Origin of the sequence: Flavobacterium sp. LHD-85, from assembly GCF_030929595.1 — a bacterium.
In the GTDB taxonomy this organism is placed as follows: domain Bacteria; phylum Bacteroidota; class Bacteroidia; order Flavobacteriales; family Flavobacteriaceae; genus Flavobacterium.
Map to the genome: position 1 here is coordinate 418,177 of NZ_JAVFVR010000004.1, position 24,082 is coordinate 442,258.

General features: G+C 34.0%; 24 protein-coding genes. 17 read left to right on the top strand and 7 right to left on the bottom strand.

Annotated features, from left to right (window positions below; genetic code table 11):
* Positions 1-15: 15 nt before the first annotated feature.
* Entirely contained in the window at positions 16-1,395 is a 1,380-nt protein-coding gene (locus RB618_RS09605; RefSeq protein ID WP_308068546.1) for a Gfo/Idh/MocA family oxidoreductase, read from the top strand.
* A gap of 482 nt (positions 1,396-1,877) precedes the next feature.
* Here RB618_RS09605 and RB618_RS09610 read toward each other — a convergent pair whose 3' ends face one another.
* From RB618_RS09610 to guaA, 4 genes are all read right to left on the bottom strand, one after another.
* Positions 1,878-2,279 (bottom strand): OsmC family protein, encoded by a 402-nt coding sequence (locus RB618_RS09610; protein WP_111378679.1) that lies wholly within the window; start codon positions 2,277-2,279, stop codon positions 1,878-1,880.
* Positions 2,279-4,351, bottom strand: a complete 2,073-nt coding sequence (locus tag RB618_RS09615) for a LysM peptidoglycan-binding domain-containing protein (RefSeq protein ID WP_308068547.1) — start codon at positions 4,349-4,351, stop codon at positions 2,279-2,281. Before RB618_RS09615 ends, RB618_RS09610 begins: the two co-directional genes overlap by 1 nt.
* A 93-nt stretch (positions 4,352-4,444) precedes the next feature.
* A complete protein-coding gene (locus tag RB618_RS09620) occupies positions 4,445-6,358 on the bottom strand; it encodes a LysM peptidoglycan-binding domain-containing protein (protein WP_308068548.1) in 1,914 nt (637 codons plus the stop codon).
* A gap of 63 nt (positions 6,359-6,421) precedes the next feature.
* A complete protein-coding gene (guaA, locus tag RB618_RS09625) occupies positions 6,422-7,951 on the bottom strand; it encodes a glutamine-hydrolyzing GMP synthase (RefSeq protein ID WP_026729125.1) in 1,530 nt (509 codons plus the stop codon).
* 219 nt (positions 7,952-8,170) lie between these two features.
* On the opposite strand from guaA, the gene RB618_RS09630 reads away from it, so the two are divergent.
* Positions 8,171-8,698 carry a hypothetical protein gene (locus tag RB618_RS09630; RefSeq protein ID WP_308068549.1) on the top strand — a complete coding sequence of 176 codons (528 nt, stop codon included), beginning with the start codon at positions 8,171-8,173 and terminating at the stop codon, positions 8,696-8,698.
* Between the two features lie 104 nt (positions 8,699-8,802).
* Here the strand turns inward: RB618_RS09630 and RB618_RS09635 are convergent, their stop codons facing one another.
* Positions 8,803-9,516 (bottom strand): hypothetical protein, encoded by a 714-nt coding sequence (locus RB618_RS09635; RefSeq protein ID WP_308068550.1) that lies wholly within the window; start codon positions 9,514-9,516, stop codon positions 8,803-8,805.
* 282 nt (positions 9,517-9,798) lie between these two features.
* On the opposite strand from RB618_RS09635, the gene RB618_RS09640 reads away from it, so the two are divergent.
* The 15 genes from RB618_RS09640 to RB618_RS09710 all read left to right on the top strand — a co-directional run bounded on the left by RB618_RS09640 (position 9,799) and on the right by RB618_RS09710 (position 22,861).
* Positions 9,799-10,716: a J domain-containing protein gene (locus RB618_RS09640; RefSeq protein WP_308068551.1), complete on the top strand. Its 918-nt coding sequence runs from the start codon at positions 9,799-9,801 to the stop codon at positions 10,714-10,716.
* Positions 10,713-11,018, top strand: coding sequence for a chaperone modulator CbpM (locus tag RB618_RS09645; protein ID WP_308068552.1), 306 nt, complete (start codon positions 10,713-10,715; stop codon positions 11,016-11,018). Before RB618_RS09640 ends, RB618_RS09645 begins: the two co-directional genes overlap by 4 nt.
* A gap of 150 nt (positions 11,019-11,168) precedes the next feature.
* Complete coding sequence (locus tag RB618_RS09650; RefSeq protein WP_308068553.1) at positions 11,169-11,552, top strand: RidA family protein; 384 nt, start codon at positions 11,169-11,171, stop codon at positions 11,550-11,552.
* Positions 11,553-11,686: 134 nt separating this feature from the next.
* A complete protein-coding gene (locus RB618_RS09655) occupies positions 11,687-12,943 on the top strand; it encodes a voltage-gated chloride channel family protein (protein WP_308068554.1) in 1,257 nt (418 codons plus the stop codon).
* A gap of 100 nt (positions 12,944-13,043) precedes the next feature.
* Positions 13,044-14,048 (top strand): bifunctional oligoribonuclease/PAP phosphatase NrnA, encoded by a 1,005-nt coding sequence (locus RB618_RS09660; protein ID WP_308068555.1) that lies wholly within the window; start codon positions 13,044-13,046, stop codon positions 14,046-14,048.
* An 8-nt stretch (positions 14,049-14,056) separates the two neighbouring features.
* Positions 14,057-14,713: a gliding motility-associated peptidyl-prolyl isomerase GldI gene (gene gldI / locus RB618_RS09665; protein ID WP_308068556.1), complete on the top strand. Its 657-nt coding sequence runs from the start codon at positions 14,057-14,059 to the stop codon at positions 14,711-14,713.
* A 16-nt stretch (positions 14,714-14,729) separates the two neighbouring features.
* Positions 14,730-15,806, top strand: coding sequence for a peptidylprolyl isomerase (locus tag RB618_RS09670; protein WP_308068557.1), 1,077 nt, complete (start codon positions 14,730-14,732; stop codon positions 15,804-15,806).
* A gap of 29 nt (positions 15,807-15,835) precedes the next feature.
* Complete coding sequence (locus RB618_RS09675; RefSeq protein WP_308068558.1) at positions 15,836-16,960, top strand: peptidylprolyl isomerase; 1,125 nt, start codon at positions 15,836-15,838, stop codon at positions 16,958-16,960.
* Between the two features lie 223 nt (positions 16,961-17,183).
* On the top strand, positions 17,184-18,083 hold the full coding sequence (locus tag RB618_RS09680; RefSeq protein WP_308068559.1) for a DMT family transporter: 900 nt from the start codon (positions 17,184-17,186) through the stop codon (positions 18,081-18,083).
* An 87-nt stretch (positions 18,084-18,170) separates the two neighbouring features.
* Positions 18,171-18,527: a DoxX family membrane protein gene (locus RB618_RS09685; RefSeq protein ID WP_308068560.1), complete on the top strand. Its 357-nt coding sequence runs from the start codon at positions 18,171-18,173 to the stop codon at positions 18,525-18,527.
* Between the two features lie 25 nt (positions 18,528-18,552).
* Positions 18,553-19,260 (top strand): aquaporin Z, encoded by a 708-nt coding sequence (aqpZ, locus tag RB618_RS09690; protein WP_160782335.1) that lies wholly within the window; start codon positions 18,553-18,555, stop codon positions 19,258-19,260.
* Positions 19,261-19,300: 40 nt separating this feature from the next.
* Positions 19,301-19,540: a GlsB/YeaQ/YmgE family stress response membrane protein gene (locus RB618_RS09695; protein ID WP_129748455.1), complete on the top strand. Its 240-nt coding sequence runs from the start codon at positions 19,301-19,303 to the stop codon at positions 19,538-19,540.
* A 125-nt stretch (positions 19,541-19,665) separates the two neighbouring features.
* Positions 19,666-20,493: a sterol desaturase family protein gene (locus RB618_RS09700; RefSeq protein ID WP_274255947.1), complete on the top strand. Its 828-nt coding sequence runs from the start codon at positions 19,666-19,668 to the stop codon at positions 20,491-20,493.
* Positions 20,494-20,615: 122 nt separating this feature from the next.
* Positions 20,616-20,894: a DUF2805 domain-containing protein gene (locus tag RB618_RS09705; protein WP_308068561.1), complete on the top strand. Its 279-nt coding sequence runs from the start codon at positions 20,616-20,618 to the stop codon at positions 20,892-20,894.
* Positions 20,895-21,004: 110 nt separating this feature from the next.
* Positions 21,005-22,861 carry a peptidase M61 gene (locus tag RB618_RS09710; protein WP_308068562.1) on the top strand — a complete coding sequence of 619 codons (1,857 nt, stop codon included), beginning with the start codon at positions 21,005-21,007 and terminating at the stop codon, positions 22,859-22,861.
* 324 nt (positions 22,862-23,185) lie between these two features.
* Here RB618_RS09710 and RB618_RS09715 read toward each other — a convergent pair whose 3' ends face one another.
* Entirely contained in the window at positions 23,186-23,629 is a 444-nt protein-coding gene (locus RB618_RS09715; protein WP_308068563.1) for a hypothetical protein, read from the bottom strand.
* Positions 23,630-23,711: 82 nt separating this feature from the next.
* On the bottom strand, positions 23,712-24,080 hold the full coding sequence (locus tag RB618_RS09720; RefSeq protein ID WP_008462442.1) for a hypothetical protein: 369 nt from the start codon (positions 24,078-24,080) through the stop codon (positions 23,712-23,714).
* Positions 24,081-24,082: the final 2 nt, after the last annotated feature.

Sequence of the window (24,082 nt, forward strand, 5' to 3'; positions counted from 1 at the left end):
CAAATTAATTTACTCATGAAAACTACATTTTTTAAATCGGCAATTGTTCTTTTTCTTTTGTTTGGATGGACGATTGCTTCTGCACAAATGATTAAGACCAAAACACCTGCACGCCCGAAAGGACAGCAAGACGTATTAAGAATGGCTGCAGATCCAATTCCAACGGTTCGTGTAGCCTTCATCGGACTTGGAATGCGCGGTCCGGGCGCGGTTGAACGTATGACACATATTCAAGGTGTAGAAATTGTGGCGTTGTGTGACATGACTCAGGAAAATACTGCAAAATCAAATGAAATTTTGACCAAAGCTGGTTTTCCAAAAGCACAGGAATTCTATGGCGATGAAAATGCTTGGAGAAAAGTTACAGCCTTGCCAAACGTAGATCTAGTGTATATTGCTACAGACTGGCTTCATCATGCTTCTATCGGAGTTCAGGCAATGAAAGATGGAAAACACGTTGCAATTGAAGTTCCGGGAGCTTTGACTATGAAAGAAATTTGGGAACTTATTGATACTTCAGAAAAAACGAGAAAGCATTGCATGCAATTAGAAAACTGTGTTTACGATTTCTTCGAATTAACAACATTAAACATGGCACAGCAAGGTGTTTTTGGAGAAATTCTTCACGCTGAAGGTTCTTACATTCACGGTTTACAGCCTTTCTGGGGAGAATACTGGAACAACTGGAGAATGGATTATAACATAAAACACCGCGGTGATGTTTATGCGACGCATGGGATGGGGCCAGCGTGTCAGGCACTAAACATTCACCGTGGTGACAAAATGAATTTCTTGGTTTCTATGGATACAAAAGCCGTAGGAAATCCTGCTTACATTAAAGAAAAATCAGGACAGGAAATTAAAAATTTTAGAAACGGAGATCATACCATGACTATGATTCGTACTGAAAACGGAAAAACAATTCACATTCAGCACGATGTTACTTCTCCTCGTCCGTACAGCAGAATGTATCAATTAAGCGGTACAAAAGGGTTTGCTAATAAATATCCGCTTGAAGGTTATGCTTTGGACGGAAAAGAGTTAAGCGATGACGTAAAACCAAACCATGAAAAATTGAGTGCACACTCTTTTGTTCCTGAAGAAGTTAAAAAAGCATTAATGGAAAAATACAAACACCCGATTGCTAAAGGAATTGAAGAACAAGCGAAAAAAGTCGGCGGTCACGGCGGAATGGATTTCATTATGGATTATCGTTTAATTCACTGTCTGCAAAAAGGACTTCCTCTTGATATGGATGTTTATGATTTAGCCGAATGGTCTTGTTTAGGGCCATTAACAGAGATTTCTCTTGACAATAATTCTGCTCCTGTTGAAATTCCAGATTTTACACGTGGAGGATGGAACAAACTTAAAAAATTAGAGTTTTCAGAATAAATAATATTGGTTAGTTAGTAAGGGACAAGAGGGCAAAGTAGATGTTGCTCTCTTGTCTATTTTAGACAATTCGTAAAATTTACATTGTACAAAAAATATCGCTCCTCTGGAGCTTTACATTGTAAATGCCTATTCTTTGCTATAAATATCTAGCTTCTCCGAAGCTTGTAAAAAGAGATTTCCTTTAAATGGACAACATTATATAAAAACATATTGCAAAGCCCAGCGGGGCAAAATATGTATAGAATTTCGATAATACAATGAAAAGAAGCTCCAGAGGAGCAAAATATTTATAGATCTTAACAAGACAAACTTTAGAAAGCTCCGGAGGAGTGACATGTTTTTTACGATACATAACATGTCGCTCCTCTGGAGCTTTATATTGTAAATATTATTTTTTGCTATACATATTTCGCTTCTCTGAAGCTTATAAAAAAAAAGCTGTCCTTTTGAGACAGCCCCTTTTAATATTCAGTCAAAAACTAATTCCAGTTGAAAGTAATTTTCTTTTCTATTTCACTACTTAAACTTAGAAATACTGGGCATGTCATTGCAGCACGCTCTAAAATAGTTTTACTTTTTTCATCAGCATTGCTTTTCATTTGAAACACAATTTCGATTGCTCCAATTCTTCTTGGCTCGGCATTCATAATCTTAGTTACTTCTGCTGTCGAACCCACAAAATCAACTTCTAAATCACGGGCTTTAATTCCCATAATGGTCATCATACAGCTTGCTAAAGCATTTGCAACTGTATCTGTTGGAGAAAATGCTTCCCCTTTTCCGTTATTATCTACTGGTGCGTCAGAAATAATTTCGCTTCCTGATTGCACGTGAATTGAACTTGTTCTTAAATCTCCTAAATAGGTTACTTTTGATGTCATTAATTTGCTACTTTTAAAGTTAAGTCACTATCATAATATAAGATGTAAACACCTTTATTAGCGTGTCCGCCATCTTCTTTTCTATAATATTGAAATTTATTATCTACTTGCTGAGTCGTCATCAAATCAGCAGTTTCCTGAAATGTTTTTCCCTGCACCAAACGCATCATCGTGTCAAACGTCACATCAAATCCTCTAGTTGCATAAGTAGTCGGATTTGCTTTATTTTTCAAACGGTATTGTTTTTCATAAATTAAAACTGACTGTTCGTCACTTTCACGCGTTACAGAAGGATACATTAATTTCAATTTCACTAAATTATCAAAACTAATTTCATCTGTATCTAATGTGCTGTTTGGCTCTAGAATTACCAATTGAACTTGACAAGTTTTCTGAGAATCAAGCAAAGCTTTAATCGTAGCTTTAACCATAGCAGTATTACCTGTTTCCATTACTACATAATTCATACGGTTTGGGATCAATAAGCTTTTTAAATTAGCCACATCCAAACCTCCTGTTTCTGTTAAAGAAGCAAATGCAACTCCTTTTTGGTTTTGTTTGATGTAATTAATAACCGATTCTTTTTTCTTATCAACTACCGCTACAATATTTCCATTTTTAGAACGCATATAATCAAAAATAGAATTTTTAATCACGTCATTTGAAGGTATTGTTTGGTATAAATTGTCAATCGGATTGGCACTATCTTTTGATAAAGGTGAAATTACAGGAACATTATAAGAACGTAACATGTTTGCTGTTGTTTCTGCATTAGTTTGGTAAAATGGCCCAATTACAGCATCTGCATCTTGAAGTTTCGGAGTTAAACCTACAACATTAGAAGTTGTTTTGGTTTCTTGAGAATCATAAATAGCAACATCAATTGGCAGTTTCAATGTTTTTGCAGAATCAATAGCCATCAAAGCTCCAGAATAAAAATCTAAAGTCATATTTAAAAACTTATCATTTTTAATTCTATTAGCCGTTCCAGACGTATCACTTTGTATTTTTGCCATATTAAAAGGAAGCAGTAAAACTACTTTTTTACGCTCATTAACACCTCTCTTTTTGGTTAATTCAACAATTTCTGCATTTTCGTTTTCAGTAGATTTTACTTTATCAACGATTTTAATTCCGCTTCCAGTACTTTCTACAGGTTTGTTTACTGAAGAATCTGCTGGTTTTTCAGTAGGAACTTGCGCTGCAATAATTGGTGCAGGTGCAATATATCCAGCAGGAACTTTCAGAACCATTCCTTCTTTTACCCCTTCAGAAAGTGACGGATTTAATGCCACTAATTCATCTTGCGATAAATGGAAAACTCTTCCCAAACTATAAAAAGTTTCTTTCGGTTTTACCTGATACTCCATATAAGTCACCGCTTTTTTAGAAGATTCAGCTGGTTTCTTATTTTCAGCAGGCTTTGCTGTTTCTGTTGCAACATGTTCAGTCTTTGGAGCTGTTCCTTTTATGGTCAGTCTATAACCAACTGGCAAACTATTAACGATATCCGGATTACGTTTTTCCAATTCGTCAACAGTCATATTGTACTGTTTTGCAATACCAAATTTTGTTTCTTTTGGCTGAACATCATGATATACATATTTTTCAGCAACTTTTTCTTTAGCAGGTTTTGCAGCAGTTTTCGGAGTCGATCCCTTTGCAGGAATAACCAATTTCTGTCCGATTTGAACACCTGTTTTCTCCAAAAACGGATTTGCCGCTTTTAAAGCTTCATCAGAGATTCCGTATTTTTTCTCGATACTGTAAAACGTTTCTTTTGGCTGCACCTCATGAATAATTTCTTTTCCTGAAGAAGCAGCTGTTTTAGTTTCAGAAACTTCTTTTTTTGCTTCTCCTGTCGTAGGAATCAACAATACTGTGTTTGGGCTTAAACCTGTTCTAGCATCTGGATTCAGCTTATAAATATCATAAGGCGTAACCTTAAATTTTTGGGCAATCTGATTAATAGTTTCACCACTTGACACTTTATATTTCACCACTTTTTCCTGAGAAAAAGCACTTGAACTAATAAAGAATACAAGAGACAATAATGTTAAATAGTACTTCATAATATGGCTTAAAACAATTTAATTTCTAATTTAAAAATATCTCACAAATTTGCTCAAAGCAAAATTCGAGCCGTTTGTTATTTCAATCGAAAATCATCTCAAATCGATTTCTACTTTGGCAATTATGATTTCTTTATATAACTCATCTTCTTCTTTTTTCTTGCATTTATAAAGCACTTCTTCCATGTTTTCGAATTTATCGCTGTAAACATAGTAAGAAAGGCTATTAATATTGAAAAAGAAACTAGCGTTAAAATCGCCAGAATCAATGAGTTTCATAATAAGCTTATCTCGGTCAACTGCGTCTGTAAATATACCCAAAACTAAGTAATACCCGTTCGAAACTTCTCTAAGATTATCATAAACTTCTACTTTTACTGTTTTATCACGTCTTAATGGATTGTCTTTCAATTCCTGTTTCATTTCTTCTAGTGAAATTGTTTTTGAATTTTCGACAGTATTATTCTTTTTCTGTTTTTTGACTGCTTCGTCCTGATATTTTTTCAGTTTTACCAAAGCTAGTTTATCATCAAACTTTCGAGCTTCCATGCTGTAATAGGAAGCTTTACTGATATGTCTTTTTACTTCAATTTTTTTCTGATTGTCAAGCGAATCAATCTTAGCAATCAAAAGCTGATTTTTTTCATCTCCTTTTTGCTGATCTTCTTTATAACGTTTGATCTCTTCTAAAGACAAACGCTGTTGTAAAGGTTCTGTGTTGGCTTTTTTCTCGCTTTCGCGAATTTTCTTCTTATACTCCTGATTTTCTTCAACCGCAATTTTCTCTACTTTGTTCATTAAACCAGCATATACTTTTCTGTTTTCTGCCAGTTCTTTTTTCAGTTGAGACGATAATTCATTTGTTTTACTTATTCCTTCAGAAGATTGTCTCTCGAGCCTTTTTGATTCTTCAACATTCAAAATTTCCATTCGCTTCAGTTCTTTCAAATCATCATTCATCGAATTGACAAGCGAATCTAATTTTGCCATTAAAACATCCTGCACATTTTTATTGGCTTCTAAAACCAGACGCAGTTTTTCTACCGAATTTTCTTTAGAACCATTCATATCATTCAGATTCACTTTCAAATCATTAATTTTTATAATTTTCTGATTCATTTCTTTCTGAACAACCAAACGGTCTTTTAAATCTTCAATTTCAACTGTTTTAGCTTTTGTTTTTTCTACGACAACTTGTTTTTCAGCCAAAGCAAGCATCAATTCTTCGCTCTCATTTGCAGGTTTTATTGCAGAAGTATTGATCGCTAATTTGTTCCCAACAATTAATCCGTTTACAATTTCAGGATTTTGAGATTCTAATTGATCAATTGAGATTCCGTATTTTTTAGCAATCGAAAACTTGGTCTCTTTGGGTTCAACTATATAAAAAACGGTTTCTTGATTGATAACGCGAACCCTTCCATCTAAAGTTTTTCTTTTGTTTGGAATGGAAATCGTCTGGCCAATCTGCAAACCATTAATCAAAATATCTCTATTCAAATTTTCTAAATCTTGAACTGAAACATTGTATTGTCTGGCAATACTGAACAAAGATTCTTTAGCCACAACCTGATGTGTTGTTTTTGAAGAAACAGCAATTTCTTGTTTTGAAGAATAATCTGAATTTTGAGGAATAATTAGTTCTTGACCAATTTGAAGTCCGCTGGCCAAAATTTCCTGATTGGCATTCTGAATAGCTTCTACAGAAACGTGATATTGTTTTGATAAACCAAACAGCGTTTCTTTTGGTGCAACAATATGAGTTTGCTGCTTTGAAGTTGCGTTTTCTGAGTTGTGAACTGGAATCTTTAAAACCTGATTGTCTTTGATTCCGTTTTGCGATTCGGGGTTGAGCTTATAAATCTCATCGATAGAAACCTTATACTTTTGGGCAATAAAATAAGCGGTTTCACCTTTTTGAATTTTGTGCTCGATAATTGAATCTTGCGCAGTTATTTTGTTAAAAGACAAAATAAAGACAAGAGAAATTGTTAAAAGTTCTCTCATAAATAGTAGGTTATAAAAAATTAAGGCCTTACAAATGTAAGACCTTAATTTTAAATTATGCTACTATTCCCACTCAATTGTTGCAGGTGGTTTTGAACTAATATCGTAAACTACACGATTCACGCCTTTTACTTTATTGATGATATCATTAGACACTTTCATCAAGAAATCGTAAGGTAAATGAACCCAGTCAGCAGTCATACCATCTGTTGATTCTACCGCTCTAAGCGCTACTACTTTTTCGTAAGTACGCTCATCGCCCATAACACCAACACTGTTTACAGGAAGCAAAATTGCTCCAGCCTGCCAAACTTTATCATATAATCCCCAAGATTTTAATCCTTCGATAAATACAGAATCTACATCTTGTAAAATTCTAACTTTCTCTGGAGTAATATCTCCTAAAATTCTAATTGATAATCCTGGTCCTGGGAAAGGGTGTCTTCCTAGCAATTCAGGATCTATTCCTAATGTAGCTCCTACTCTACGAACTTCGTCTTTAAACAACATTCTAAGCGGTTCTACAATTTTTAATTTCATGTAATCTGGCAATCCACCCACATTGTGGTGCGATTTAATAGTTGCAGATGGTCCTTTTACCGAAACAGATTCGATTACATCTGGATAAATAGTTCCTTGAGCCAACCATTTTACGTCTTCTAATAAGTGCGATTCGTCATCAAAAACTTCGATAAATACACGACCAATTGTTTTACGTTTTGTTTCTGGATCACTGATTCCTGCCAATTCGCCAAGAAAACGATCTCCAGCATCTACACCTTTTACATTTAATCCCATTCCTTTGTATTGGTCTAATACATTTTGGAATTCGTTTTTACGTAAAAGCCCGTTGTTAACGAAGATACAGTATAAATTTTGTCCGATTGCTTTGTTTAATAAAACTGCTGCTACTGTAGAATCTACTCCTCCAGATAAACCAAGAACTACTTTATCGTTTCCTAATTTCTCTTTTAATTCTGCTACCATTTCGTCAACGAAAGCATTTGGAGTAAAGTTTTGAGGAACTTCAGCAATTTTCACTAAGAAGTTTTCCAACATCTGTTTTCCATCTGTTGAGTGGTAAACCTCTGGATGGTATTGAATTGCATAAGTAGTTTCGCCCTCAATTTTGTAAGCTGCGTATTCTACATCATGCGTGCTAGCTAATTTTACAGCATTTGTTGGAAGCGCTTTGATACTATCGCTATGGCTCATCCAAACTTGGCTGTTTTCTGAAACTCCTTCAAAGAAAGTTTCGCCTTCTTTAATATAAGACAAGTTAGCTCTACCGTATTCTCTAGTATTTGAAGCAGCCACTTCTCCACCACTGAAATGAGCTAAATATTGAGCTCCATAACAAACGGCAAGCAAAGGCATTTTACCTCTAATTTGTGATAAATCAGGATGTGGTGCATCTTCTCCTCTAACAGAGAAAGGGCTTCCTCCTAAAATTACGGCTTTATAACTTGATAAATCACTTGGAATGTGATTGTAAGGAAAAATTTCGCAGAATATATTTAATTCGCGAACTCTACGCGCAATAAGCTGAGTATATTGCGACCCGAAATCTAAAATAAGTACGTTGTGTTGCATGCGCAAAAGTACTTTTTATATTCGAAATTCAAAAATCGGAACGTTGAAAAAATAAATATTTTTTTTCTACGTTCCGATTTTTAGGTTCAAAGGTTCTGAGTTACAAAGGTTCAAAGTTTTTTTTCTTTGTCTCTTTGAACCTTTGTAACTTTGAACCTCAAAAAAAATCCAAACAATCCAAAAATTCGTATCTAACGAAAACCCAATTTAAAATTAACTATGAAATCAAAACTTATTGCCCTGACTCTTTTTCTGTCAATCTTTTTTTCGTCTTGTAATACTGTCGATGATTTATTGACATTTACCATCTCGAATAGCGCTTCGATAAAAATCCAAAGCACTTCGCCAATTAATCTGCCTTCTGAGATTATAACACCTGAAGTAACAACCAATTCTTCTGCCGAATTTGAAAACAATAAAACAAAAGCTAGCTTAGTAAAAGATGTTAAAATCAGATCACTGAAATTATCCATTACTGACCCTTCAGATAAAACATTTACTTTTTTAAAATCGGTTCATTTATATATCTCAACAGCAAATTCTGAAGAAATCGAATTAGCATATGCAGACAATATTAATGTATCAAGCAATTCTGTTGATTTAATTTGTACTGATAAAAGATTAGATGAATATATTAAAGCAGATAGTTACAAAATTAGAACTAAAGTAACTTTAAAAGAAACCTTAACGCAAGATGTAACGGTAAAAGCAGAAATGAAGTTTAAAGTGACTGCGGATCCGTTCTAATTTTTGAGGTTCAAAGGCTCAAAGCGACAAAGGTTCAAAGGTAACGAAGCGTAAAAACTTTGTCCCTTTGAACCTTTGTTACTTTGAACCTAATGCTAAAAGCACTATTCCTTAGTTACAACAATAGAAGCTTTAAATCCTGCAGCAAGGTTGTCCCAATAATCGTTTGTTACTAGATTGCCTTTATCGTCGTAGACTTGTATTTCTGCAGTATTTCCTCCTAGTGAACCTATATTTAAAGCCTCGAAATCTAATTTATTAAAGCCTGGAGTAAGATTGATTTTTACTTGCTGAAAATTGGAATCCAGCAAAATTCGATCTCTAATGACATAATCATTTGAAGAAACTTTTACTAAATCTCCATCAATTGCCCCAAAATCACGGAACTTAACAATGAAGTATTCCGATTTAGTTTTAAAATCTCCCAACGAAATATTTTTCTTTACCAAAACGCCGCGGCCTTCTCTTAAACCAGCATCTTTTAAAGATTTATCTAGATCTTTCTCCATTTTTGCCACATATCGATCGCCTGGATTGGCAAAATCGGTTTCTGTAGACATGGTAAATTTACTTTTCTCTTCTCCAATCTGAAACTTTGATTTCGGAGTTATAGTAGTATTTTCAAAAACATTTGGAGTTTTAATCGCAGGCATATCATTAAATTCTGCCAGTGGATCTTTGACCTGAGGAATCGGAGTTTTTTTAGGCTTTGCAGTAAACTTTGCGCCCGGGATAGCTTTGAATTTTGTATTAGACTCAATTTGGGCTGATACAGACATGGCAGTAAAAAATAATATGAAAAATAAAATGTGCTTCATTTAAAAAAGTATTATCGAATCGCCTTTTATAATTAATTTAAAACAAAAGTCCAGCTTCACAAAAATAGTATAATTTACTTACTTGCTACAACTTTAGGAGTTTTATAACATTAAATTAAGCTAATTTTTGGAAGCAAAAAACCTGCCAAAATATAGTTTTTCTACAAAAACAAATTCCAAATTAAAAATTCCAAATCCCAAAACGCGACGAATATGATTTTGATTATTAACAACTTATTCTTAACTTGAAGACTTTATTTTACCATTTAAAATCTCAATAAAATGGATTATATCGATTATTATAAAGTATTGGATGTTACCAAATCTGCAACCGAAGCAGACATCAAAAAAGCATATCGAAAACTGGCAAGAAAATATCATCCCGATTTGAATCCGAATGATAAAGAAGCCGAAAAAAAATTCAAGGAAATAAATGAAGCCAACGAAGTTTTAAGCAATCCCGAAAATCGAAAAAAATACGACAAATACGGGAAAGACTGGAAACATGCTGACGAATTTGAAAAAGCAGGCTACGATCCGAATCAACAGCAAAGCAGTTATCAATATTCTGAAGGCGATTTCTCTGGTTTTGGAGGTGGAGGAGACTTTTCTGGAAGTGATTTTTCAGATTTTTTCAATTCGATGTATGGCCAAAGCGGAGGCAGAAACAGATCGCAGGCTAAATATAGAGGACAGGATTTTAATGCCGAACTGGAATTAGATCTTAAAGCCGCATATACAACACACAAACAAAACTTAACCGTAAATGGAAAAAATATCCGAATTACGATTCCTGCTGGTGTAGAAAACGGACAGATTATCAAAATTCCAAATCATGGTGGGCCTGGTGTTAATGGCGGGCCAAATGGCGATTTGTACATCACCTTTATAATTTCTAACAATTCTGATTTTAAACGTGAAGGCAATAATCTGTATGCCGAGGCGCCAATTGACTTGTACACGGCAATTTTAGGGGGAGAAACTTACATCAATACTTTTGACGGAAAAGTAAAAATCAAAGTGCCAGCAGAAACACAACCGGGAACAAAAGTGAAGTTAAAAGGAAAAGGTTTTCCTGTTTATAAAAAAGAGAATCAGTTTGGCGATTTATACATTACGTACACTATAAAAGTTCCAACAAAACTGTCGGATAAAGAAAAAGAGTTATTTGAAGAATTAGCAAAACTAAGAAAGTCATGAAAAACAAAAATTTAATCCAGATCAAACAGTTTTGTATTTACCACGAAATTGAAAATACTTTTATAACCGAACTTAATAATTACGGACTCATTCATATTATAACGGAAGAAAATGACGAATTTCTTGAACCCGAACAGCTTCCAACGGTTGAAAAAATGATTCGTATGCACTACGATCTTAAAATAAATCTGGAAGGGATTGATGCTATTGCACATTTACTAAATAAGATTGAAACCTTGCAGCAAAATTTAAATACGATACAAAACAAGCTTCGACTGTACGAAGAAAAAGAAACCGAATAACGATTAATATCACAAAAAGCTTGAATTTCTGAATTGATTTCAAGCTTTTTTTTATCGCTGTCAAAACCATAATTCTTAAATTGCAGCATCTTTAATCAACCTGAATTTGCTTTTTAAACCATACGGCAAATTCGCAAAAATTATAAAAAAATGAAAAGAGAAAACATCTTGACTGGATCTCCGTGGGAAGACAAAATGGGATATTGCCGTGCCGTAAGAATTGGCAATATTGTTGAAGTTTCTGGAACTGTAGCCATTGTTGACGGGGATAAGGTAAAAGCTGATGACGCTTATGCTCAAACGTATAATATTTTAGAACGAGTAGAAAAAGTTTTAGAAGATTTAAATGTAAGCATGAAAGACGTTATAAGAACAAGGATTTTCACAACAGACGTTTCTACTTTCGAAGAAGTGGCTAGAGCACACTCTGCTTTCTTTAAAGATATAAAACCAACTACAGGATTTTACGGAATCAGTAAATTGGTTGCTCCAGAATATTTGGTTGAAATCGAATTTACAGCTGTTGTTCAGTAATATTTTTTTGCCGCGAATTACACAAATTTTCACTAATTATTTTCTTTTGTCACAGATTAAAAGAGTAAAAAAAGATTGTTTTTAACTTCTAATTCGTGAAAATTTGTGAAATTCGTGGCAAATTTTTACATTTAATGACTTCCCAAAATCTAAAACAATTCCTATTTTCTCTTCCAAAATGGATTCTTATCTGTGTTTTAATAGGCATACTTTCAGGCTCTGCATCTGCTTTCTTTTTAGTTTCTTTAGAATGGGTAACACAATTTAGAATTCAGCACGATTGGATTATTTGGCTTTTGCCTTTCGGCGGATTTTTAGTCGGGTTGAGTTATTATTATTGGGGAGAATCGGTTACAAAAGGAAATAATCTTTTGCTCGAAGAATACGAAAATCCTAAAAAAGTCATTCCGTTTAAAATGGCCCCTTTAGTTCTTTTAGGAACATTATTAACACATTTATTTGGAGGATCTGCAGGACGAGAAGGAACTGCGGTACAAATGGGAGGCGCAATTGCTGATCAGTTTACCAAGTTTTTCAATCTTGATAATTCAGAACGCCGAATTTTAATCATTCTCGGGATCAGTGCCGGTTTCGCTTCTGTGTTTGGAACGCCTTTAGCCGGTGCAATTTTCGCTTTGGAAGTTTTATATTTCAGTAAAATTAATTTTAAAAGCATTTTGCTTTCTTTCTTAGTTGCTTACGCAGCCTATTTTACAGTAGAATTTTGGAAAATCAAACATACACATTATAGTATTCCTATTGTTCCAGAACTTAGTTTAAACAATATTATTTTTACTTTAATTGTTGGAGTTTTATCTGGGTTTGCTGCTTTATTATTTTCTAGAAGTACACATTTCTGGGGTTCCCTTTTTTCAAAAAACATAAAATATCCACCGCTTCGTCCTGTAATTGGCGGAGTAGTTTTGGCTATTGCCATTGCTGGTTTAGGATTTACAAAATTTTCAGGATTAGGCGTTCCTGTAATTGTCGATTCATTTTCAAATCCGAATCAATGGTACGATTTTCTGCTTAAAATCTTATTTACAGGATTTACACTTGGAGCTGGCTTTAAAGGCGGAGAGGTAACACCTTTATTTTTTATTGGAGCGACTTTAGGAAGCGCATTATCAATCGTAATTCCGATGCCCATTGCGCTTTTAGCAGGAATCGGATTTGTGGCTGTTTTCTCTGGCGCAACCCACACTCCTATTGCCTGCACCATAATGGGAATGGAATTATTCGGAATTGCTCCTGGAATCTTCATCGCAATCGCCTGCACAATCGCTTATTTCTCTTCTGGTTCTGTTGGAATTTACAAATCTCAGATTGTAAAAGGTGCGAAATATAAACTGTATCAAAAATTTCAAAAGAAAGAACTACAGAATTTATAAAGTAAAATTCCAAATTCCAAACTGGATTGAGAACTGAGACTGCGACTGAAAACTAAAATTATTTTCAGCATTACATTAAAAAAATGTAAATTCGCAAACTATGAAAATACAAGATATTCAAGCGATTCAGTTATTGCTTGCTGCGCCAAAGAAAATCGCAATAATTCCGCACAGAGGACCAGATGGTGACGCCATGGGCTCTACTCTAGCTTTGTACCATTTTTTACTTAAAAATAATCATCAGCCAACCGTTATTTCTCCAAATGATTTTCCTGATTTTTTAGCTTGGCTCCCAGGTTCAGAAACAGTAAAAATCTATGAAAAAGATACTCAAAACTGCATTAAAATATTAGAAGAAGCCGAGCTTATTTTTACGCTTGATTTTAATGCTTTCCATCGAACTGGCGAAATGGAGCATACTCTAGCCAAACTTACCGCTCCATTTATCATGATTGATCATCATGAAAAACCTCATGATTATGCTGCTTATACGTACTCAGACACTTCTTACGGATCCACTTGTGAGATGGTGTACAATTTTATTGCCTTTTTAAACAAAAAAGAAGATATTGATAAAACCATTGCAACTTGCATCTATACTGGAATTTTGACCGATTCTGGTTCATTCCGTTTTCCAGGAACTACAGGAAACACACATAGAATTATTGCCGAATTGATTGATTTAGGAGTCGAAAACACTCAAATTCCGGTTTTACTATACGATAATAGTTCTTTTAGCCGTTTGCAGTTATTAGGCCGTGCACTTCAAAATATGAAAATTTTTGAAGACCATAAAACGTCTTACATGACCCTTACACAAGAAGAACTTGATTCGTTTAACTATGTAAAAGGTGATACCGAAGGAATTGTAAACTACGGATTAAGCATTCGCGGAATTGTTTTTACAGCCATATTTATTGAAAACAGAGAAGAAAAAATCATTAAAATTTCTTTCCGTTCTCAAGGAGGATTTGATGTTAACCAATTTGCAAGAGACCATTTTAACGGAGGCGGACATGTCAATGCTGCCGGAGGAAGATCTGAAGCTTCTATGGAAGAAACAGTAAATAAATTTGAAGATTTAGTCAAAAAACTAAAATTATAATCCAAATCATGAATTACCTAAAACTTACCATTTATACTTTGCTTTTTACTGTTTTATTAAGCAGCTGCAAGCATCATGAAGAGGCCAGAAAACCTATCTCTAGAACTTCAGGAACGTTCATGAAGAAGTCGGCTGACCGAAATAAAAAGCTGGTGGCAAACGAAGAAGACGTCATTAAAAAGATAATCAAAAACAATCCGAAAGTAAAATATTATGCCACTCCAAAAGGCTATTGGTTTTGCTATGAAGAAAAGAATGATGCAGAAACTCTAGCTCCTAGAAAAGGTGATATTGCCTACTTTAACATGGAAGTAAAAGATATTAAAGGCAATATTATTTACTCTGAATCTGATCTTGGTCCGCAAACCTATTATGTAGACAAACAGGACATTATGATGGGTTTACGTGACGGAATTAAAAGAATGCATAAAAATGAAACGGTTACGTTTTTATTTCCATCACATATGGCATATGGATATCATGGAGACAACAAAAAAATTGGAACAAACGAACCTCTAATCGTTACTGTTACACTTAGAAATTTTGTTCCGGATCCAACGGCTCAAACAGCAAAACCAACTACAAAATCGCTACAAACCGCAACACCAAAACCTACTGTGGCTAAACCTGCAGTACAAGCAAATAAAGACACATTAACTCAATAAAACAATATCTTAAAAAATGAAAAAGAGTATTTTATTATTACTAATAGCCGTAAGCTCATTTTATTCTTGTAAGGACGACCACAGTAACCTGCCAGATGGATTATATGCAGATATCGAGACAAACAAAGGCCACATCATTGTAGAACTTGATTACAAAAAAGCTCCTATAACAGTTGCAAACTTTGTGACTTTAGCTGAAGGTAAAAACGAGTTTGTAGCACACGAACAATTAAAAAACAAACCTTTTTTTGATGGTTTGAAATTTCATAGAGTAATCGAAAATTTTATGATCCAAAGTGGTGATCCATTAGGAACTGGTTCTGGAGATACTGGATATAAATTTAAAGATGAATTCTCAGATTTAAAATTTGATAAAGCTGGAGTTTTAGCAATGGCAAACAATGGTCCAGGAACAAACAGCAGCCAATTTTTTATCACTCACGTAGAAACTCCTTGGTTAGACAACCTGCATACTATTTTTGGTCACGTGGTAAGTGCGAAAGATCAAGAAGTAGTAAACAAAGTAGTTCAAGGCGACAATATCGTATCTGTAACAATTATCAGAAATGGTGAAGCAGCTAAGAAATTTGATGCCGTAAAAGTATTTCACGATTATTTTGCTGACATCGCAAAAGAACAAAGCAAATATGCCGGCGTTCAAAAAGAAAAAGTAGATTATTATGCTGCTTTAAAAGCAAAAGCAACAAAAACTACGAGCGGTTTAGAATATGTAATTACAGAAAAAGGAAACGGCAAAAAACCTGCTGCAGGAAATCCAATCTACATTCACTACGCTGGTTTCCTTGAAAACGGAACTTTATTTGACGCTAGCATTGAAGAAGTTGCAAAACAATTCGGAAAATTTGATCCTGCAAGAGCAGCACAAAACGGCTACCAACCAATTCAATTTCAGGCTGGAAAAAAAGACGGTTTGATTCCTGGTTTTATTGAAGGAGTTGAGCAATTGTCTTATGGAGATAAAGCGGTTCTTTTTATACCGTCTCACTTAGCTTATGGAGCAACAGGTGCAGGAGGAGTAATTCCGCCAAACGCTAATATCATTTTCGAAATCCAAATTTCAGATAAACAGTAATCGAATTATAGACTTAAAATTAAAAAGCAATGAAATTTAAATTTCTGTTTTTATTTTGCTTAGCAATAGTAAATATTCAAGCTCAGACTAAAAAACCTGCGGCAAAGCCAGCGGCAAAACCTGCAACGGTAGCAACTGCTGCGGCAAATCCTGGCGATGGAATTTTTGCAACAATCTCTACTACCAAAGGAGATATCGTTCTTTCTTTAGAATATGTAAAAGCTCCTGTTACGGTAGCAAATTTTATTACTTTGGCAGAAGGCACAAATCCTAATGTTAAAGGGGCTCTTAAAGGAAAACCATTTTATAACGGATTAAAATTTCACAGAGTCATTAATGATTTCATGATTCAAGGTGGTGATCCTGACGGAAATGGTACTGGAGGTCCAGGATTTTCTTTTAAAGATGAATTTGCAGACGATTTAAAATTCGAAAAAGGTGGTGTTCTAGCAATGGCAAATTCTGGCCCAGCAACAAACGGAAGCCAATTTTTTATTACACATAAAGATACGCCTTGGTTAAACGGAAAACACACTATTTTTGGCCATGTTGTTTCGGGAATGGACATTGTAAACAAAATTGTTCAGGACGACGTAATGACAAAAATTGTTATTACTCGTAAAGGTGCAGCAGCAAAGAAATTTGATGCTTTAAAAACTCTTAGCGATGATGTAAAAAAAGAAGCTGCTAAAAAAGAAGAAGCAAAAAAAGTAGTAGCTGCCAAAGCTGCCTATTTTAAAGACTTAAAAGCGAAAGCAACAGCAACTTCTACAGGCTTAAAATACGTAATTACTCAAAAAGGCACTGGCGTTAAAGGTGCTGAAGGTTCTACAATCTATTTCCATTACGCTGGATATTTTGAGGATGGAAGCTTATTCGACAGCAGCATGGCTCCAGTAACAAAAACTTACGGAAAATATGATGCAAACAGAGACGCACAAGGCGGCTACAAAGCATTTCCTTTTACAGTTGGTAAAAAAGAAGGCATGATTCCTGGCTTTCTTGAAGCTCTTGATATGATGACAGACGGAGAAAAAGCAACTTTCTTCTTGCCTTCAAATTTAGCTTATGGAGAAAAAGGAGCTGGCGGTGTAATTCCTCCAAATGCAACTCTGATTTTTGAAATTGAAACATATACAAATCAGCCTAAATAATTAGAAAAGAGAAGATTCCTTCTTTATAAACATACAAAGCCATCAGAATTATTTTTGATGGCTTTTCTGTTTTCTAGCATTTTCATTTTTTAAAGAATTCATAATTATAGATTTTAAAACTAAATTTTATTATCATTAAATTACCATTTTCAACATAGTACAATAGAATCCTAAATAAAATAGCTTACCTTTGCCGGCTTAATTTTTTAAAAACAGATAATTTATGACGTCGCAAAATAATGTATTAAAAGGTGTTTTTCTTGTTGCTTTGGGAGCAACCACTTACGGAATGTTGGCTACTTTTGTAAAAATGGCCTATTCTGAAGGATACACAACTGCAGAAGTCACAACCTCACAGTTTATTTACGGAATTCTAGGTATTCTTATGATCAATCTTTTTCAGCGTATTAAAAACAAAAATACAGCCGTAAAAGCATCTCCTAAAAACATTTTCAATTTAATGCTTGCAGGAACTTCATTAGGAATGACAAGCTTGTTTTACTATTTGGCTGTAAAATACATTCCAGTTTCTATTGGAATCGTTCTATTGATGCAAACCGTTTGGATGGGTGTTTTATTGGAAATGATTTTAGAAAAAAAACTGCCTTCAAAACAAAAGGTAATTGCTGTACTTATAGTACTTTTCGGAACTGTTTTAGCTACCAATATCATCAATAATGATATCGAACTAGACTGGAGAGGTCTAGTTTGGGGAATGCTGGCAGCCGCTTCTTTTACAACTACTATGTTTACTGCAAATAGCGTTTCAACTGAAATTTCATCTGCACAAAGAAGCCTTTACATGCTTCTAGGCGGTGCTGTTATTGTATTTTCATTTGCTTTTGCAACACAGGTAACTGCTTTCAATCTAGAAATCTTCCTAAAATGGGGAATTGTATTGTCATTATTCGGAACTATTATTCCGCCACTTTTAATGACTGCTGGTTTTCCTTTAACGGGAATCGGACTAGGGAGCATTGTTTCTGCACTTGAATTGCCGGTTTCTGTAATGATGGCCTATGTTTTATTAAATGAAAAGGTAATCTTTTCTCAATGGGTCGGCATTGTATTGATTATTCTAGCCATAATTATTATGAATGTAAATTTCAAGTCAAAAAAATAACTTAAAATACATACTTTCAAAAAAAGAAGATCTGTAATGCAATAATTGTTAATTTTTTTATAAATTCGTGATAAACAATTAGATATCATGATTCTACCTTGGCATTTGTATTTAATGGCTTTCCTTTATATTCTTGCTGGGCTAAATCATTTTAGAAAACCTGGAATGTACATAAAAATCATTCCGCCCGCATTTAAAAACCCCAAATTCATAAATATTTTAAGTGGTGCCGCCGAGATTATTCTAGGCATCTTTCTAGTCCTGCCTTTTACATCAAATTATGCCGCGTGGGGAATTATAGTGCTATTACTTGCTGTTTTCCCTGCCAATTTGTACATGTTTCAAAATAAAAAAGCAGGTTTTAGTTTACCAAGATGGATTTTATTTGTACGTTTGCCCTTACAATTTGTTTTAATTTATTGGGCTTACCAATATACATTCTAAACATTAACCATTAAATTATTCTATTATGAAAAAATTATTTGCAGAGTTTTTTGGGACTTATTGGCTTGTTTTTGGAGGATGCGGAAGCGCTATTTTTGCTGCCGGAATTCCTGATTTAGGAATTGGATTCGCTGGTGTTGCACTAGCATTTGGTTTAACCGTACTTACAATGGCATACGCTGTTGGCCATATTTCTGGCGGTCACTTTAATCCCGCCGTTTCTTTCGGTTTATGGGCAGGCGGAAGATTTTCTGCCAAAGATCTTATTCCGTATATCATTGCGCAATGTGTTGGAGCTGCCGCAGCGGCAGGAACTTTATACACAATAGCCTCTGGAAAAGCTGGTTTTGCAATAGACAATACAAAAGCTGGAGCCTTTGCATCTAATGGTTTTGGAGCTTTTTCTCCTGATGGTTATTCGTTACAGTCTGCTTTTATTGCAGAATTTGTGCTTACTTTATTCTTTTTATTAGTGATTTTAGGAGCTACTGATAAATTTGCAAATGGCAGATTTGCCGGAATTGCCATTGGTTTAGCTTTAACGTTAATACATTTAATCAGTATTCCAATTACAAATACTTCTGTAAACCCAGCGAGATCATTATCTCAAGCTATTTTTGTTGGCGGAGAACCATTATCTCAGGTTTGGCTATTTTGGGTAGCCCCTATTCTTGGTGCATTAGCAGCTGGCTTCCTTTATAAGACACTGCTGCAAAATCATGCAGAAGCATAAAAGAGAAAAAAGTCAACAGATCATCAAAAAAAAATAAAATATGGAATTTTTATATTTCTTACTTATAGGTGCCATTTCTGGATGGCTAGCCGGTCAAATCTGGAAAGGTTCTGGTTTTGGATTACTTGGCAATATCATTGTCGGAATCATAGGCGGATTTATCGGAGGATGGATTGCCGGAAAACTTGGTATTGGAGGCGGAGGCCTTCTATGGCAGATTCTGATTGCCGTAGGTGGTGCTTGGGTTTTATTATTTATAATAAGCCTCATCAAAAAATAATACGCAATTATTAGTACATAATTTAATTTGAAAGAGAAAATCTGATATATTTATATTTGATTTTCTCTTTTTATTTGGATAAAATCGGCAAGAAAATTTTATTTCAACTCAAATATGTATGTATTATGAACGAAATCATTTCTTACTTCAGTACGATTCCATCATCGCATAGAAGCCTTATTCTAGTTGGTGGCATTACTATTTTCTGGCTTATTGAAAATAGTTTTCCCTTGTTTAAAATGCAATACAAAAAATGGCCTCATGCAGGTATAAATTTCTTTTTTACCTTCACTACAATTGTTGTCAACTTTATTCTTGCCTTTATTCTAATAAAAACCGCCGCTTGGACAATCGAAAATAATTTTGGAATTCTGCAGTGGCTTCCACAAATGCCTATCTGGCTATATACCATAATTGGTTTATTGCTTTTGGATTTAATTGGGGCTTACTTAGCCCATTTGGTAGAACACAAAGTAAAAATTCTATGGCAATTTCATTTGGTGCATCATACCGACACTTGGATCGATACTACGACAGCCAATAGACATCATCCTGGAGAAAGTGTTGTTCGTTTTGTTTTTACCACTTTGGGCGTTTTAATCGTTGGAACACCAATGTGGATGGTTTTTCTCTATCAGTCATTATCCGTTATTGCTTCACAATTTAATCACGCCAATATTTCGCTTCCAGAAAAACTGGATGTTTTCTTAAGCTATTTTATTGTTTCTCCAAATATGCATAAAGTTCACCATCATTATGTGCTGCCTTATACAGATAGTAATTATGGTAATATTTTTTCTGTATGGGACAGACTTTTTAGAACATTCACCTATTTGCCCAAAGATCAACTTGTATACGGTGTAGATACTCATATGCTTCCTGAAGAAAACAATGAATTGAAAAATCTGTTAAAAATTCCATTTCAAAAATCAAGATCCTTTAAAAACAGCTAAATTCTCCAAAAAAAAGTACACTTTACTGAACCAACTTATTATTTTTTTTTTTAATATTGATACTAGAATTGAAAATCAATCTATTAATAATTAACACCCTATTTTGAATTAATTTTCACGAGATGAAAAAGAGTAGCCGCAAAGAATTGACTCCGGAACAAATTGAAAAACTTGTTTCGTTAGCTTTAGAAGAAAGAAATCCATTTGAAATTATAAAAAAAGAGTTTGGATTGGCAGAAAAAGAAGTCCTGGACATTATGAAAAAGAAAATGCCTCTTGAAAAATTTGAGATGTGGAAGAAGAAGGCAATTGCAAACAAGCCAAAACCAAAACCAGTAAAAATAGATGATTTTGATGAAGATTTGGACGGAAAATATTATATCAAGAATAAATTAGACTAACATAAAGCTCCTGTTTTTCAGGAGTTTTTTTTTATCTTTAAATTTAATATGATTTTTTAGTAACTTTTTGGTGATTTTTGTGTCAAATACAATTAACTAAACATATAGAAATGAAAAAAATACTTTACACCTTAGCTCTAGCGGTCACTTTTTGGAGCTGTAAAACAGGGAGCACCGGAGCCGCAAAAAGCAATATAGTTGAAGTTAATATCAATTTAACCGATGTTAAAGACGATAAAGTTTTAGTAACGGTTACTCCGCCAGCCATAAAAGCTGACGAAATTGTTTACAGTATACCGAAAACAGTCCCAGGTACTTATTCAACAGATAATTACGGAAAATTTTCGGAAGATTTTAAAGCATTTGATGCTAAAGGAAATCCGCTTACAGTAAAGAGATTAGACGATAATTCTTGGTCTATTTCAAACGCAAAAGCACTGAAAAAAATCACTTATTTGGTAAACGATAGTTTCGATACAGAAAAAGGAACTGGATTTGGGAATGATGATGTTTTCTCTCCAGCAGGAACAAATATTGATGCAGGAAAAAATTTCATGGTTAATACTCATGGATTTGTAGGGTATTTTAAAGATAAATTAGATGTGCCGTACAAAGTTACTATCACACATCCTGAAACACTTTGGGGAGCAACTTCTATGACAGATCAGGATGCAAGCGCTACTTCTGATGTGTTCACGACTTCTCGTTATGCTATTTTGGTAGAAAATCCAATTATGTATTCTAAACCTGATTACACAACTTTTAATGTAAACGGAATGGATATCTTAATTGCTGTGTACTCTCCTACTGGAAAATATACTGCTGAAAGCATTACTCCAGAGATGAAAACGATGATGACAGCACAGAAAAACTTTTTAGGAAAAGTAAATTCTACTAAAAAATATACCGTGTTATTGTACTTGTCAAGCATGGCAAAAGATGATGCGCATGGTTTTGGAGCTTTAGAGCATCCAACTGCTACAACAGTAGTTTTACCAGAATCTATGCCGAAAGAAAAATTGGTAGAATCTATGAAAGATGTCGTTTCTCACGAGTTCTTCCATATTGTTACTCCATTAACTATCCACTCAAAAGAAATTCAGTATTTTGATTACAATGCTCCAAAAATGTCTGAACATTTATGGATGTATGAAGGTGTGACAGAATACTTTGCTAATCTTTTCCAAATCAATCAAGGTTTGATTAGTGAAGCTGAATTCTATACTCGTATTGCTGATAAAATTGAGCAAGCTAAAGGTTTAAATGATACAATGTCATTTACGGTAATGAGTAAAAATGTATTAGAACAACCTTATAAAGACCAATACTTAAATGTATACCAAAAAGGAGCTTTAATTGGAATGTGCATCGATATTATCATTAGAGAAAAAAGCAATGGAGAAAGAGGAATTCTTGATTTAATGCACAAATTATCTGATGAATACGGTGTTGAAAAACCATTTAATGATGATGAATTATTTGCAAAAATCACTTCATTAACTTATCCTGAAGTGGGAGAATTCTTGAACAAATATGTTGCTGGAACCACTCCAATTCCTTACGATTTCTACTTAGCTAAAGTTGGTGTAACAAAAGCAACTGAGAAAAAATCTGGAAATCCTTTTATCAAAGGACAAACTCCATACATTACTGTTGATAAAGCGACGAAAGAAATTATTGTTCGTCCAGATTCAGAATCTGTTGAATTCTATAAAAACCTAAATTTAAAAGGTGGTGATAAAATCTTAGCTGTAAATAATAAATCATACAATTTGGATAACATTTATGATTTGATTACTGAAAGTGAAAACTGGAAAGATAATGACCCAATCATACTTAAAGTAAAACGTGGCGGAAAAGAAGAGACTATTAAAGGAACTGTAAAATTGCCATTTGAAGAAGCTGAAACTTTTAAAGCTACTGATGCTTCAAAAGAGAAACTTAAAAATGCATGGTTAAAAGGATAATTTCTTTTTATGATATAAAAAAACCGACAAGTGATTGTCGGTTTTTTTTATGTCTTTCTGAGGAACGAAGAATCACATACGTAAATCGATAAAGATTGTCTGACATACTTTTGCGGAGCTTCTTGTGTGATCCTTCGTTCGAAATGACGTTTTTCGAATTGCGTCCAGCTTTAGCTGGATGAATAAATTATAGTCTCAGAGAGGGCTTTAGCCAAATAATTATTGTTTGGCTAAAGCCTTTTACTTCTCTTTATTTATAACCTCCAGCTAAAGCTGGAGGTTATCCAAATTTTACCTAGCGTATCAAATACTATCTTTGCGAAACTATTTCTTCACAGGAAATTTCCAGTCAAACTCATCTTTACTATTGATGATCGCTCCAATTTCAAATTTCACCACCTCATCAAATTCAGTTTGAAGGATAAACCAGTTATCTTCGTTGAAGTAATTTTCGAAAGTATCAAAAGTTTCTTGATTGTATTTAGTAATTCCTTTTGCGGCGAAATCTTTCTTTACATCCGCAATTTTTCTTCCGATTAATTTGAATCCGAAAACTTCTAAAGCATTGCTTGAAGCTACAAGATAACCAAGTTTTAAATCTTCTTCTTCATAAAATGTCAATCTGATTTTGTGTGCATTGTATACAAAAATCACATTATCATCTTCGTCTTTATAATTTTTATCAGGTTTTCCAAAAACGGCTGTAACATCGTTTTGTTTCATTCCGAAAAGCAATTTATCAATTCCTGATTTTAGATTTATTTTCATATTTATCTTTCTTTATTTGAAGTGCAAATTTCGTGAAGTTTTTATAAAATTGGACACATTTCTATTTTTATTAAAAAATTAATTATTTAATACGTCCAACTTTTCTAGCAACTGTTATATAATCTTCTGATTCAACAAATTTTATAGCTTCTAAAATTATACGATTCAAGGCATCTGTTTCACTTTGAGATATGTTTGTTCCGAATTTAGCAACTTTAATTTCTGAAAGTATTTCCTTCTCTAATGATGATCGTATCTCAACCTCCTTTCTGTTTAGCAAAAGGCTCCCAGGAACTAAACTATTTTCAATTTGTCTTTTACTTTTTTCTAAAATGACTTTTTGCACAAAATCAATTTCATAAAAAATTGAATTATCTTTTTTCATTTTTAATGTGACAGTTCCCCCATCCATCCAAACACCAACATTTTCAATTATAATTTCCTTTTCCATTT

Bases quoted from the DNA above. Each gene is read 5' to 3' on its own strand.
- RB618_RS09645 (WP_308068552.1), top strand. From the start codon at position 10,713: ATGAAAAACAAAAATTTAATCCAGATCAAACAGTTTTGTATTTACCAC.
- RB618_RS09710 (WP_308068562.1), top strand. From the start codon at position 21,005: ATGAAAAAAATACTTTACACCTTAGCTCTAGCGGTCACTTTTTGGAGC.
- RB618_RS09685 (WP_308068560.1), top strand. From the start codon at position 18,171: ATGATTCTACCTTGGCATTTGTATTTAATGGCTTTCCTTTATATTCTT.
- RB618_RS09630 (WP_308068549.1), top strand. From the start codon at position 8,171: ATGAAATCAAAACTTATTGCCCTGACTCTTTTTCTGTCAATCTTTTTT.
- RB618_RS09675 (WP_308068558.1), top strand. From the start codon at position 15,836: ATGAAATTTAAATTTCTGTTTTTATTTTGCTTAGCAATAGTAAATATT.
- RB618_RS09635 (WP_308068550.1), bottom strand. From the start codon at position 9,516: ATGAAGCACATTTTATTTTTCATATTATTTTTTACTGCCATGTCTGTA.
- RB618_RS09640 (WP_308068551.1), top strand. From the start codon at position 9,799: ATGGATTATATCGATTATTATAAAGTATTGGATGTTACCAAATCTGCA.
- gldI (WP_308068556.1), top strand. From the start codon at position 14,057: ATGAATTACCTAAAACTTACCATTTATACTTTGCTTTTTACTGTTTTA.
- RB618_RS09660 (WP_308068555.1), top strand. From the start codon at position 13,044: ATGAAAATACAAGATATTCAAGCGATTCAGTTATTGCTTGCTGCGCCA.
- RB618_RS09680 (WP_308068559.1), top strand. From the start codon at position 17,184: ATGACGTCGCAAAATAATGTATTAAAAGGTGTTTTTCTTGTTGCTTTG.
- RB618_RS09615 (WP_308068547.1), bottom strand. From the start codon at position 4,351: ATGAAGTACTATTTAACATTATTGTCTCTTGTATTCTTTATTAGTTCA.
- RB618_RS09715 (WP_308068563.1), bottom strand. From the start codon at position 23,629: ATGAAAATAAATCTAAAATCAGGAATTGATAAATTGCTTTTCGGAATG.
- RB618_RS09650 (WP_308068553.1), top strand. From the start codon at position 11,169: ATGAAAAGAGAAAACATCTTGACTGGATCTCCGTGGGAAGACAAAATG.
- aqpZ (WP_160782335.1), top strand. From the start codon at position 18,553: ATGAAAAAATTATTTGCAGAGTTTTTTGGGACTTATTGGCTTGTTTTT.
- RB618_RS09720 (WP_008462442.1), bottom strand. From the start codon at position 24,080: ATGGAAAAGGAAATTATAATTGAAAATGTTGGTGTTTGGATGGATGGG.
- RB618_RS09695 (WP_129748455.1), top strand. From the start codon at position 19,301: ATGGAATTTTTATATTTCTTACTTATAGGTGCCATTTCTGGATGGCTA.
- RB618_RS09655 (WP_308068554.1), top strand. From the start codon at position 11,687: ATGACTTCCCAAAATCTAAAACAATTCCTATTTTCTCTTCCAAAATGG.
- RB618_RS09605 (WP_308068546.1), top strand. From the start codon at position 16: ATGAAAACTACATTTTTTAAATCGGCAATTGTTCTTTTTCTTTTGTTT.
- RB618_RS09610 (WP_111378679.1), bottom strand. From the start codon at position 2,279: ATGACATCAAAAGTAACCTATTTAGGAGATTTAAGAACAAGTTCAATT.
- guaA (WP_026729125.1), bottom strand. From the start codon at position 7,951: ATGCAACACAACGTACTTATTTTAGATTTCGGGTCGCAATATACTCAG.
- RB618_RS09620 (WP_308068548.1), bottom strand. From the start codon at position 6,358: ATGAGAGAACTTTTAACAATTTCTCTTGTCTTTATTTTGTCTTTTAAC.
- RB618_RS09670 (WP_308068557.1), top strand. From the start codon at position 14,730: ATGAAAAAGAGTATTTTATTATTACTAATAGCCGTAAGCTCATTTTAT.
- RB618_RS09700 (WP_274255947.1), top strand. From the start codon at position 19,666: ATGAACGAAATCATTTCTTACTTCAGTACGATTCCATCATCGCATAGA.
- RB618_RS09705 (WP_308068561.1), top strand. From the start codon at position 20,616: ATGAAAAAGAGTAGCCGCAAAGAATTGACTCCGGAACAAATTGAAAAA.